The sequence below is a fragment of the Microbulbifer guangxiensis genome, assembly GCF_021729075.1.
GTDB classification, from domain to species: Bacteria; Pseudomonadota; Gammaproteobacteria; order Pseudomonadales; family Cellvibrionaceae; genus Microbulbifer; species Microbulbifer guangxiensis.
Window position 1 is genome coordinate 577207 of the sequence record NZ_JAJSAQ010000001.1, and the last position, 11853, is coordinate 589059.

Here is an 11853-nt window from a genome sequence, read left to right on the forward strand (position 1 = left end):
ACGAAGTACCGGAGTTCCCGATGGATTCGCGTTTTTTTATCGCCCCTGAGCAACTGGAAGCATTCGAGGCCGCCGCCCGCAGCGGGTCTTTTTCTGCCGCGGCCCGCAGCCTGGGTAAGGCCCAGTCCACCATTTCAGGCCTGATCAGCAACCTGGAGATCGACACCGGTCTGCAACTGTTCGATCGCTCTGGACGCGAGCCCAAGCTGACGGCTCAGGGGCGGGCACTGCTGCAGGATGTCCGCGCGCTGCTCAACTCCTATTCCCGCTTCGAGGCCAAGAGCCGCAGCCTCAATGCCGGCCTGGAGGAATCCCTCACGATCGCCATCGACGAGTCCGCCATCGACCTGAAGCAGTTGGTGCGGGGGCTGAATCCCTTCTATGAGCGCTATGCCACCGTTTCGCTCAACTTGCTGCACGCGTCGGGAGACACCGCGGCCAGACTGGTAAAGGAGGGTACTGCAGATATCGGTATCGTCATCAGCCAGGGAGACTACCCGGAGGACTTTGATTTCCGCGGGGTGGGTAGCTGCAGCTTCGTGCTGGTTGCCGGTGTACAGCACCCGATGGCGTCACAGCCGTTGGTTTCCAGCCAGGACCTGCACAACCATCTGCACCTGCGCATCAGCGCTTCCGGGGAACAGGGCTCACTGCCAGAAAACGACCTCAGTGATCGCATCTGGTATCTGGAGAGCTACTCCCTGTTCATGACGCTCCTGACCGCGGGCCTTGGCTGGGCCTTCGTACCCCTGCATATTGCCCAGCCGCACCTGGATGCGGGCACGATCACTATCCTGCCCACCGACTTCCAGCTGACCCCATACCCCCATGGCACCGACCTGATCTGGTCGCGCCGCAAGGTGCTGGGGCCAGCCGGGCAGAACCTGATCGATCAGGTTTCCCGGGTGCTGGCCGGACGCGAAGCAGAGCCGGCCTGAACCGGCCTGCCCCGACCGGGATCAGCCTGCCAGGGCTTTTGTCCGCGATGACAGGTGCCCCTCGGCAATCAGGTCCCGGTGAGTCTGCTCGATGGCCTGGCCCAGCTTTTCCACCACGAAATCCACTTCCTGGTGATCCATGGTCAGCGGCGGCGACATCACGTTCAGGTGCACGATCGGGCGCACAATCAAGCCCTGCTGCTCGGCCCGGTCGGAAATCCACTTGCCGATATTGAGGCTGTCCGGGAAAAGTTCACGGGTAGCCTTGTTCCGCACATTCTCCACACACATCATAAAGCGCTTGCCGCGCACATCCCCCACCAGGGGCAGGTCCCGCAGCGTCTGCAGGCGCTCTTCAAAATAGGCACCCACTTCGACTACCCGCTGCAGGAGGTTTTCTCGCTCGAGGATCTCGATATTTTTGAGTGCCGCTGCGCATGCCACCGGGTGTCCGGAGTAGGTATAGCCACTGGCAAAGTAACGATCCGGGTCACCGGTGGAGATGACGTCGTAGATGCGGTCGGAAAACAGCGTTGCACCCAGCGGCTGATATCCCGAGGTCAATCCTTTGGCACAGGTGATGATATCCGGCTGTATGCCGAACATGTCCTCTGAGGCAAACCAGTGCCCTACCCGACCGAAAGCAGTGACCACCTCATCCGCCACAAACAGGATGTCATTGGCCCGGCAGAGCTCCCACATGCGGCGGTTGTAATCGGCCGGTGGCACGATTACGCCGCCGGAGCCAAGGATCGGCTCGGCAAAAAAGGCGGCAATCCTGTCTGCCCCCAGCTCGTCGATTTTCTGCTGGAATTCGTCTACCAGCAGGTCACAGAACTGCTGTTCATCCAGCCCCTCCGGAGCACGATAAAAGTTCGGGCAGGAGAGATGATGGATGGTGTCCTGGATGTAGTCGAATTCGGGAATCTTGTCTCCCGCCTTGCCCGTGATCGACATGGCGGCATAGGTGCTGCCGTGATAGCCACCGCGACGGGCGATGATGTGCTTTTTCTCCCGCTTGCCGCGGCAGTTCTGGTAAAAGTGCACCAGGCGGAAAGCCGTGTCGATCGCAGTGGATCCGCCGCAACTGAAGAAGACCCGGTTGATATCCCCGGGAGCCAGCTCCGCCAGCCTGGCTGCCAGTTTGATCGCCGGTTCATTGGCCATATCCACGAAGGGGTTTGCGTAGGCGAGCTGCCGCACCTGCTCGGCAATGGTTTCCGCCATCTCCTCACGGCCCAGGCCGATGTTGGTGCACCAGAGCCCGCCGACGGCATCGAAATAACTCTTGCTGCCGCTGTCCCAGACCCGGCTGCCCTTGGCACGGGACATGATCAGTGACCCCTCCTCCTGGAAGGACTCGAAGTGCGTCCAGGGGTGCATCCAGTGCCGCTTGTCTGCTTCCCAGTATTTCTTCTTGCTCATGTTTTTACCGTCTCAATCGCGCCGCCAGCCTTGCCGCGGCAGAAGTAGGAACCTGGAACAGTCTATGGCGGGGTGAGATATTGGACAGTTTGAACCCATCGACACTACCGATGGTTGGGACGGAGGCGATGGTTGGGAGGGAGGGAGGGAGGGATGGTTGCTGCCGCCCCAACAGCCGGGGGCGGCAGCCAGAATTTATTCCGCTGCGAGTAGCAGGCGATCGCCATCGCGAACATCGACCAGCTCGCCGTCGAGCACGGCTACACGTACGCCCTTGTCATCGCTCAGCAGGAAGGTCGCGCCGTGGCGACGTGCCGGGCGCTCACCCTGGGGATTCTGGGGATTCATCACCACCGGCAGACGGGTCTCCCTGACAAGCAACTCACTGTCACCCACGAAATAACCATAGCCACTGCGCAACAGCTCCAGATAACGCTGGTCAGTCAGTTCAAGCGTTTCCTGCAGGGTATAGGCTTTCGGTGCCTGGTAGCGGGTGCCCTCGGCATCGAAGCGCAACGCCCCGAACAAATTGGACAGGTCCCCGGCTTCCACCACACTGACGGAGCCATAGCGACGGTTGATCGCGATATCGGTCAGATAGCTGTCACGCCCGTTACCAGCGCGCACATTGTCGATTTTGACATCGACAAACGCATCCTCACGATTGAAGGGGATGGCGTCATACACAGCTGTGGAGACCGACTCATAACTGCCCATGGCAATGCTGTCGATGGCAGCCACCAGCATTTCAAAGTTCATATGGCGGGCGACCTGACGATTCGGGTCGTTGGGATGTGCGCCGGACTCGATCAGGATGGTGCTGATGCCCATCTCTGAAAAAGTATCGCCGAAGGCGCGCCAGGCATAGGTGTCATCGTACTTGGCGATATGCTCGCCGATAAAGGGCTCAATCTCTTCTACCAGGGCACCGATCAGCTTCATCGCCCGCTCGCGGCTGGCATTGACTTCACGAGCCTCGTTGTAGGCCGGCGCCAGCACAGAGATGGTGGCCATACGGTCTTTCTGACCGACACCATAGTGCCGGCTCTGGTCGTGCAGGTTAAAGCCGAACCGCGGCTCGAACGACCTGGCCAGGTCCATCAACGCCCGCCCCTCCGGTGACTGCAGGGCCTTGGCGTCGCGATTGATATCGAAGCTCTGGGCATTGTGCCGGGTATTCCGCTCGGCGCCGTCTGGATTCAGCATCGGCACCATGACCAGGGTCAGGTCATCCATCCACCCCTCGCGCCACTCCGCCTGCTCCGGCGCAGTGATGTAGGTGAGCAGGTCGAACAGTGCCGGGGTTGCCGTGGGTTCATCACCGTGCATCTGCGACCACAGCATGACCCGGGTATCACCCCGCCCGATGGCGATGCTGACAATCGGGCGCCCTTCATAGGAGTGACCGATTTCCTCCACCTGTAACAGTGGCGACTTTCGCAGCTCCTGTATCAGCGGCAGGATGTCCGCCTGTCGGATCACCGGCTTGTCCAGCCCCGGTACTTTGTAGTCCATGTAGGATTTTCCTCCGGCCGCAGCCATGATCAGGGAACTACAGAGCATCAGGAATACACCCAGCAGGTTGGGGAGTTGTCTGGCCATACATCACACTCAATTGTTATCGCTTATTTTCACGGACTTCGTGAATAAAATATTCCACAACTTTTCATGTGGATGCAATGAGCAATTGAGGGCGAAGGCCGGAAACAGTCGAGAATTGTGCAGAAAATCCCGCTGCCATAGGTAAGCCAGATGCGGCACCGATAGCAGCTATCGGAGAACCCGATAAGGCATCATTCGCTTTCGGGAACCGGCCACCAGTCGGTTGTGACGGGATGCGCGGAGGTGAACACGGTGTAATCCCGCTCCAGGTCAAACGTGGCCTGATCGTGGGGCCTGCCATTGATGGGCACATCATGCAGACACCACCCGGCATTGGCAGCACAGCCCGAATCCACCTCCAGCAGGCGATGGGTGAACACTTCGGGAAGAGCTTTGGCCAGGCCAATCATGGCATCGTGGTTGGCCGAGAAACTGCCGGTAACCCTGTCGTGCACGGAAACCGAGAGCCACTGCCCGGCCAGCGCGAGTGCGGCGTGGCCCAGCGCCAGGTCTCCGCCCTCGAGCCCTTTCCCGGAGCCGCCATCGAGGTTGGCATAATCCACCCGTCCGCGATAGCGCTCGCCGAGCTGTGCCCGGGAGGCCAGCTGATTGATCCACAGATGGGCGGGGAAACTGCCACTGGAATGGGCCACCACGATGACCCGATCGAAGGCCCTTGATTGCTGCAGGCGCTCAAGGCTGGCGGTGATCGGGAGCTCGCGGTTCTCGTAAAACACCGACTTTGGCCCGGCGAACACCCAGGTCTCCGTGACTTCACCGGCAACGGGGCTCGCGATCAGCTGCTCAGCCCACCGCTCCGCCCAGGAGCGCTGAACTGAATAACCGGGGAACAGGACCAGCAGTGCGCCGCCCTGTTCCCCGGTCTGGCCTTCTTGCGGGGTCTCTCCCAGGGCCTCCTTATCAAGCCGCTGCCAGACGGACCAGCGGTCTGTCTGTTGCTGCCATGCCAGACCTTCGTCCGCCTGCGCCAATCCGGCAAGCGCAGGTACAAGCGCCAGCAGAAGACCGGTCAACCGCCGGATGCCCTTCATCGGGACCAGCGCACCTGCGGCAGCTGCCACTCCTCACGCAGTTTCCGATATTCCTCTTCAGGCAGGGCCACATAGACGGGGTTGGCATCCTCTTTCAACCAGGCGAGCATGCGATCCAGTTCAGGTTCGGCGAAAGCGGTGCAGCCCGCGGTCGGCTCGCCCGGCCCACTCCACAGATGCACAAAAATACAGCTGCCGGCGCCATCGATATTGGCCGGGTTATGGGCGACGAAGATCCCTTTTTTGTACTGGTCGTCGCCGTAATGGAGATCCCGACGCATCCCCTCGCTGGACCCGCGCACGGCCTCGGCCCCAACCTCCCCCGCATCAACCGTCTGGTTGTAGTAAGGGGAGCCTTTCACATCGATACAATAATGCCCCTCGGTCATGGGCTGGTAATCGAGGCCGGTTTCCAGAGAAGGGCCATAGCCGAACGCATCGCCGAGACGGAATATACCCGCCGGGGCGCGGCCATCCCCTTCGACTTTCTGCTGCCCGGGCTGCTCCGGATGAAGTCCGATGCCCCAGGCGAGGCCAGCGCGTCCCAGGTTCACGGGCGTCTCCACCCCGACCTGCTGCCAGCGATCACCCTGGCGTTCGAACCGAAAGGCCTGCCCTGTCGGGGCATCCCACTCGCTGCTCAGGGTCAGTACCAGCTGCCGGGAATCCTCCGGTATCTGCGCCATGGAGCCGGGGCTGGCAATCAGAAACAATGCGGCGAGCAGGGAAACAAGCGGGCGGTATCTGGCTGGGGACATAATTTTTTCTTCTCTGCGTTTTTCGGGTCACCCGAGAATATCCCAACACAGGCGACAGGCAAACCGGGCAGCACCCCAGCGCTGGAGATTTCCAGTGGCCTCGCGCAGAATGGCGGCCCAACCGGGCCCCGGCCAATATAAGCTTTCAGGTAACTACCAGCCTTCATGGAGATTGACAGCGTGACAGATTCCCCCTGCCCGTGCGGATCGGGCAAGTCATTTGACCAATGCTGCGGTCTCTACCTCTCCGGCAAGGCGTACCCGAAGGCCGCAGAGCCTCTGATGCGCAGCCGTTACAGCGCCTATGTGCTCGGCAACCTGCCCTACCTGCGGCACACCTGGCATCCCGATACACGCCCTGATCTCACCACGGACGACCTCAATACCGAGTGGACGAGACTGGAAGTGGTGCGCAGCAAACAGGGACTGAAGCGGGCACTGGTGGAGTTCAGGGCCTGGTTCCGGGATGGCGCTAGCGAACGTTCATTGCATGAAATCTCCCTGTTCAAGCTGTACAGGAAACACTGGGTCTATGTGGAACCTCTTCCGGAGTGGAGCTGAGTGGGCGGAGTGACGGATTCATGACATCAGCTGATGACCAGCCCGAATTACGGCCGGAGGTGATTTACCGGGACGATCACCTTATCGGGGCATACAAGCCCGAGGGTTGGCTGGTGCACCGGTCCAGTATCGACCGGCACGAGACACAGTTCCTGTTGCAGTACCTGAGGGATGAGACCGGGAGCTACCTGTACCCCATCCATCGGCTGGACAAGCCCACCTCCGGGGTCATTCTTTTTGCCCGCAGCAGTGAGGTCGCGGCAAAGGCCCAGGCGTTGCTCGAGAGTGACGTGTCTGTAAAGAAATACATCGCAGTCTGCCGCGGCTACTGCCCGGAGGAAGGCGTGATCGACCATCCACTGCCGCCGGTCAACGACTTCAAGCACCAGCGCAGGCGTCCGCGGGCCGATCAGCCGCGCCAGGAGGCGATCACCCTGTTCAGGCGGCTCGACACGATCGAACTGCCCTTTGAGGTCGACCGCTATCCTTCCAGCCGCTATTCACTGGTGGAAATCCAGTTAAAGACGGGACGCAGGCACCAGATCCGCCGGCACTTCAAGCATATCTCGCACCCGCTGATCGGCTGCCCGAAGTATGGCAAGTCCATCCACAACCGTTTTTTTGCCGAGCACTTTGGCTGTAGCCGGTTGCTGCTGCACGCAATTGAATTGCGTCTGCCCCACCCGGTCACCGGCGCGCCACTGGCTCTGCGCGAGCCGCCGCGCGGGGACTTCCGGGCGTTACTGGAGGCTTTTGGCTGGCAGGTCTGAGTCGCCCCAAAAACTCGTGGCGAGACAACCCTCGATCACTCACCGGCTCCGGCTTGCCACTGGAACTCCCCCTCGGCCGCACGGCAAAACGGGCTGTGCAGTCCCAGGGCAGTACGATAATCTTCCAGTTCATCGAGGCCGATGGCACCCTGCTCAAAAAGCCCGGCCACCGCCGCACAGGCAATGCTGGCTGCATCCACTTCGAAATACCTGCGCAGGCATTCGCGGGATTCGCTCACACCGAATCCATCGGTACCGAGAGTGATATAGGGGCCGGGAACCCAGGGCGCAATACTGGCCGGAAGTGCGCGCATATAGTCGGTACATGCCACTACCGGACCGTCGATCCCCGACAGGGTTTTCTCGAGGTAAGAAACCCGTTGCTCTGACGGGTTTATGCGATTGTGCTGTGCCACCTGATCAGCCTCCCGGGCGAGTTCGGTATAACTCGTCGCACTCCACACATCGGCCCGGACCCCCTGCGCTGCCAGTAATGCCTGGGCCTTGAGCACTTCCTGCATGATGCTCCCGCTTCCAAACAACTGGACCGTGGGCAGGCCTGCTTCGGACACTTCCCCTACCCGGTATCGATACAGCCCACGGCACACGCCTTTTTCGATTTCCTCCCGGTCGCCCGCGGGCATCGCGGGCATGGGATAGTTCTCGTTGTACACGCTGACGTAATAGAAGACTTCCTCTCCCCGGCCGTACATGGCCTCGATCCCCTCACGCAGCAGTATCGCCAGTTCGAAAGCAAAGGCTGGATCGTAGCTGCGCATATTGGGCACGGTGGAAGCCAGGATATGGGAGTGACCATCCTGATGCTGCAAGCCCTCCCCGTTCAGGGTTGTCCTGCCCGCAGTGCCACCCAGCAGGAATCCCCGGCACATGCTGTCTGCAGCCGCCCAAATCATGTCGCCGACCCGCTGGAAGCCGAACATGCTGTAGAAAATATACAGCGGAATCGTGGGTACCCCGTGGTTGGCATAGGCGGTGCCAGCGGCGAGGAATGACGCCATGGCGCCCGCTTCACAGATCCCTTCCTGCAGGATTTGTCCGTCCGCCGCTTCGCGATACGGCAACAGGCTGTCGCTGTCCACCGGCTGATACTTCTGGCCGCCCGGCGTATAAATGCCGGCCTCCCGGAACAGGGCTTCCATACCAAACGTACGTGCCTCGTCCGGGACGATCGGCACGATAAATTTGCCGAGTTGCTTATCCCTGATGAGCTTCGCCATCATCTTGACGACGGCCATCGTGGTCGAAATCGGGCGGGAGCCGCTGCCGCGGAAGAATTCTGCAAAAAGCGTTTCGTCCGGCGACGGTAAACGCGGGCTGTCAACGCGCCGGCTGGGCATACCGCCCCCCAGCACACTGCGCCGTTGCAGAAGGTAGCGAAGTTCCTCAGAGCCTTCCGGTGGCCGATAGAGGCTCGCACCGGCCAGTTGCTCATCGTTCAGGGGAATGCCCAGTTTCCGCCCGATACTGATGCGCTCCTCTGCGGAAAACTGCTTTTTCTGATGCGCGGTGTTCCTCCCCTGGGTCGAGTCTCCAAGCCCGTCTCCCTTTACCGTCTTCACCAGTATCACCGTCGGCTTGCCGCAGGCCCTGGCCGCCCGGGCAAAGGCCGCGTAAACTTTTTGAGGATCCTGGCCCCCGCGCTTGATTTCCCGAACCTCGTCATCTGTCAGGCTGCTCATCAGCGCCCGCAGCTCGTCCGAATTCTCCACCCAGTGTTCACGCTGGGCGCCACCCGGACGGGTGGAATAGAGTTGGTAGTCGCCATCGAGGGTCTCGTCCATGCGCCGTTGCAGTATGCCTTTACGATCAGTCTGCAACAGGATATCCCAGCCACTGCCCCACACTACCTTGATCACCTGCCAGTCGGCTCCGCGAAAGCTGCGCTCCAGCTCCTGGATGACCTTGCCGTTACCGCGGACCGGCCCATCGAGCCGCTGCAGGTTGCAGTTGATCACCAGGACCAGGTTATCCAGGTTTTCACGCGCGGCGATATTGATCGTGCCCAGCACCTCCGGCTCGTCAGCCTCACCGTCACCGATAAAATTCCACACCTTGCCGCCATTGGCAGGCTTCAGGCCCCGGGCTTCCAGGTACTTGGCAAAGCGGGCCTGATAAATGGCTGAAGGGGTGGAGAGCCCCATCGACGCAGTGGGCGCCTGCCAGAAACCCGGCATCTGGCGGGGGTGCGGATAGGACGAGAGCCCTCCCCCCGGCTGCAGCTGACGACGGAAATTTTTGAGCTGTTGCTCTGTCAGCCGCCCCTCCAGGTAGGCCCGGGCATAAATGCCGGGAGCCGCGTGGGCCTGCACATTCAGCAGGTCACCGCCGTATTGATCATCCCGGCAGCGGAAGAAGTGATTGAATCCCACCTCGAGCATGGTTGCCGCAGAAGCATAGGTAGCGATATGCCCGCCGACACCGGCGCCACTGTCCGCGGCCTGCAGGACCATCGCGATGGCATTCCAGCGAACCAGGTTTTCTATCCGCTGCTCGACGAAGAGGTCTCCCGGATAGGGAGGCTGCTCGGCAAGCGGGATCGTGTTGCGGTATGGGGTATTGAGAGGCGCCTCATCGGCCTGCACACCATGAGACAGCAGGCGTTCACGAAGCGCCCCCAGCAACTCCCGGGCTCGACCGGCACCATGATGGCGCAGGATATCCTCCAGAGACTCCAGCCACTCCTGAAGTTCCAGGTCCTGAGTATCAATGAATGACTGTGCATCAAACGGCATATTCACGGTGTATTTGTCCCGGCAGGCTGTACGGATAGAGACCGTTGCACGAGGCCGCCCGGCTGTGCCCACCGGACTGGCGGCATAACCGGATTCAGCGACTGGGCAACGGTCTCCTGATCTGAAGTGGCTGTATGTGGTATCAGCGCAGGCTTTCCAGAGCCTGCCCCAGGTCCGCCATGATGTCTTCGGCGTTTTCCAGACCGACCGCGAGGCGAATCAATGTGCGGGAGATGCCAGCTTCAGCCAGTTCTTCCGGGGCGTAAGTAGAGTGCGTCATGGAGGCCGGATGCTGGATCAGGGTCTCCGCGTCGCCGAGGCTCACTGCGCGCTTGCACATTTTCAACTGGTTGATGAAGTCCACCGCCTGCTCGAAACTGCACTTGAGCTCGAAGGCCATCACCCCACCGGCCCCCAGCATCTGCTTGCCGAGCAGCCTGTAGCCGGGATGATCCGGGAGGCCGGGGTAATAGACCTTCTCAATGGCGCTGTGCCCCTGCAGGAATTCAGCAATTACCTGCGCATTCTCGTTGTGCCGCTGCACCCGCAGGTGCAGGGTTTTCAACCCGCGGATCACCAGCCAGGCATCGTGGGGGCTCATGATGGCTCCCATGTCCTTGCGGGTGGTCATCTTGATGTGATTGATCAGCTCGGCCGAGCCGCAGAGAATGCCCGCCACAACATCGCCGTGGCCATTGAGATACTTGGTGGCAGAGTGCAGCACCAGGTCAATGCCATGTTTCGCCGGGCGCTGCAGGATGGGGGACATGAAGGTGTTGTCGATGACGGTGGTGATACCCCGCTCGCGGCCGATATTGCCGATCACATCGAGGTCGATCACAGTGAGACAGGGATTGATCGGCGTTTCGCCGTAAATCACCCGCGTATTGGGTTTGATCGCCGCCCGCACCGCCTGCTCGTCCGCGAGGTCTACAAAACTCACCTCGATGCCCAGCGCCGGCAACTGGTGGTTGAACAGGGCAAAGGTGCATCCGTACAGGCGGTGGGAAGTAATGAGGTGGTCGCCGGCCTTCAACAGTGCAAAAACTGCCGCCGATACCGCGCCCATTCCGGAACCAAAGGCCGCCGCTGCCTCGGTCCCTTCCAGGACTGCCATGCGGGCTTCCAGTTCATCCACGGTCGGGTTTCCCAGACGGGAATAGATATGCCCCTGGTCCTCGCCGGCGAAGCGGTCGGCACCCTGTTGCACATTGTCAAAGACAAACGTGGATGTCTGGTAGATGGGTGTCGACAGCGGACCGTATTCACCCTGCGACTGCTTGCCACCGTGAATGACGTTGGTTTCGATATTCTTTGATTCCCACATGTGTGCCTCACTTATCTTTATTGATCTGGCGGGCCACCTGTGCGACCCGACCTAGGGCTCCGGCAAGTCCAGTTCGGTTGTCTGCTTGAGGGCCTTCAACACGATGCTGGTATGAATCCGTGCAATCCCCGGCAGCGGAATCAGCCGCTTGGCAATGAAGTGATCGAGTGCCCGGTTGTTCACCGTGGAGACCTTGATCATGTAGTCGTATTCACCGGTGACGTGATAGCACTCGAGCACCTCCGGCATCGCCACCAGCCGGTCCAGCACCTCGGTAATCCGTTCGTACTGGTGCAGCTCCAGGGCGATTTCGATCAGGGCCAGGTTGTCATGCCCCAGCTTCTCCCGATTGAGCATGGCAGCGTAGCCACTGATATACCCCTCCTGCTCCAGCCGCCTGACGCGGGCCAGGGTGGCCGGTGGTGACAGATGCACCCGGTCGGACAGCTCGACATTGCTGATCCGCCCCTCGGCCTGCAGCACCCTCAGAATGGCGATATCCGTGCGATCCAGGGACGAAATGGAGTTTACCATCGGCAACACCTTTCAGATTTAAATTAGGCAAAATGAACAATATTCAATACTTTATTAAACTGCAACGGTTCAATGCGGCCTTAAACTAACGATCTTCCGTCAGCTGCAGTCTCTTCTTTCCAGTTATTAAGCG

General features: G+C 60.5%; 10 protein-coding genes and 1 pseudogene. 4 read left to right on the forward strand and 7 right to left on the reverse strand.

The features are described 5' to 3' along the window. Nucleotides 1-20: 20 nt before the first annotated feature. On the forward strand, nt 21-938 hold the full coding sequence (locus LVD12_RS02460) for a LysR family transcriptional regulator (RefSeq protein WP_237065394.1): 918 nt from the start codon (nt 21-23) through the stop codon (nt 936-938). 21 nt (nt 939-959) lie between these two features. Here LVD12_RS02460 and LVD12_RS02465 read toward each other — a convergent pair whose 3' ends face one another. The 4 genes from LVD12_RS02465 to LVD12_RS02480 all read right to left on the reverse strand — a co-directional run bounded on the left by LVD12_RS02465 (nt 960) and on the right by LVD12_RS02480 (nt 5775). Beyond that, entirely contained in the window at nt 960-2363 is a 1404-nt protein-coding gene (locus LVD12_RS02465) for an aminotransferase (protein WP_237065396.1), read from the reverse strand. Nucleotides 2364-2558: 195 nt separating this feature from the next. Further along, a complete protein-coding gene (locus LVD12_RS02470; RefSeq protein ID WP_237065397.1) occupies nt 2559-3965 on the reverse strand; it encodes a M14 family metallopeptidase in 1407 nt (468 codons plus the stop codon). A gap of 191 nt (nt 3966-4156) precedes the next feature. Next, nucleotides 4157-5047, reverse strand: a complete 891-nt coding sequence (locus tag LVD12_RS02475; RefSeq protein ID WP_237065398.1) for a hypothetical protein — start codon at nt 5045-5047, stop codon at nt 4157-4159. Next, nucleotides 5014-5775, reverse strand: a complete 762-nt coding sequence (locus LVD12_RS02480) for a L,D-transpeptidase family protein (protein WP_237065400.1) — start codon at nt 5773-5775, stop codon at nt 5014-5016. The genes LVD12_RS02475 and LVD12_RS02480 overlap by 34 nt, the downstream gene beginning before the upstream one ends. 165 nt (nt 5776-5940) lie before the next feature. Here LVD12_RS02480 and LVD12_RS02485 point away from each other — a divergent pair. The 3 genes and pseudogenes from LVD12_RS02485 to LVD12_RS02495 all read left to right on the forward strand — a co-directional run. Continuing rightward, a pseudogene (locus tag LVD12_RS02485) lies at nt 5941-6012 on the forward strand (SEC-C metal-binding domain-containing protein); the annotation flags it as partial. Between the two features lie 45 nt (nt 6013-6057). Beyond that, nucleotides 6058-6336, forward strand: coding sequence for a YchJ family protein (locus tag LVD12_RS02490; RefSeq protein WP_237065887.1), 279 nt, complete (start codon nt 6058-6060; stop codon nt 6334-6336). 20 nt (nt 6337-6356) lie between these two features. Next, nucleotides 6357-7106, forward strand: coding sequence for a pseudouridine synthase (locus LVD12_RS02495; protein ID WP_237065402.1), 750 nt, complete (start codon nt 6357-6359; stop codon nt 7104-7106). 35 nt (nt 7107-7141) lie between these two features. Here the strand turns inward: LVD12_RS02495 and aceE are convergent, their stop codons facing one another. The 3 genes from aceE to LVD12_RS02510 form a co-directional block, all read right to left on the reverse strand. Continuing rightward, nucleotides 7142-9859 carry a pyruvate dehydrogenase (acetyl-transferring), homodimeric type gene (gene aceE / locus LVD12_RS02500; protein WP_237065889.1) on the reverse strand — a complete coding sequence of 906 codons (2718 nt, stop codon included), beginning with the start codon at nt 9857-9859 and terminating at the stop codon, nt 7142-7144. 142 nt (nt 9860-10001) lie between these two features. Continuing rightward, a complete protein-coding gene (gene megL, locus LVD12_RS02505) occupies nt 10002-11186 on the reverse strand; it encodes a methionine gamma-lyase (protein ID WP_237065404.1) in 1185 nt (394 codons plus the stop codon). A gap of 51 nt (nt 11187-11237) precedes the next feature. After that, on the reverse strand, nt 11238-11720 hold the full coding sequence (locus LVD12_RS02510) for an Lrp/AsnC family transcriptional regulator (RefSeq protein WP_237065405.1): 483 nt from the start codon (nt 11718-11720) through the stop codon (nt 11238-11240). Nucleotides 11721-11853: the final 133 nt, after the last annotated feature.

What these genes read in the sequence shown, in the direction of transcription:
- LVD12_RS02460 (WP_237065394.1), top strand. Translation starts at nt 21, where the DNA reads ATGGATTCGCGTTTTTTTATCGCCCCTGAGCAACTGGAAGCATTCGAG.
- LVD12_RS02465 (WP_237065396.1), bottom strand. Translation starts at nt 2,363, where the DNA reads ATGAGCAAGAAGAAATACTGGGAAGCAGACAAGCGGCACTGGATGCAC.
- LVD12_RS02470 (WP_237065397.1), bottom strand. Translation starts at nt 3,965, where the DNA reads ATGGCCAGACAACTCCCCAACCTGCTGGGTGTATTCCTGATGCTCTGT.
- LVD12_RS02480 (WP_237065400.1), bottom strand. Translation starts at nt 5,775, where the DNA reads ATGTCCCCAGCCAGATACCGCCCGCTTGTTTCCCTGCTCGCCGCATTG.
- LVD12_RS02490 (WP_237065887.1), top strand. Translation starts at nt 6,058, where the DNA reads ATGCGCAGCCGTTACAGCGCCTATGTGCTCGGCAACCTGCCCTACCTG.
- LVD12_RS02495 (WP_237065402.1), top strand. Translation starts at nt 6,357, where the DNA reads ATGACATCAGCTGATGACCAGCCCGAATTACGGCCGGAGGTGATTTAC.
- aceE (WP_237065889.1), bottom strand. Translation starts at nt 9,859, where the DNA reads ATGCCGTTTGATGCACAGTCATTCATTGATACTCAGGACCTGGAACTT.
- megL (WP_237065404.1), bottom strand. Translation starts at nt 11,186, where the DNA reads ATGTGGGAATCAAAGAATATCGAAACCAACGTCATTCACGGTGGCAAG.
- LVD12_RS02510 (WP_237065405.1), bottom strand. Translation starts at nt 11,720, where the DNA reads ATGGTAAACTCCATTTCGTCCCTGGATCGCACGGATATCGCCATTCTG.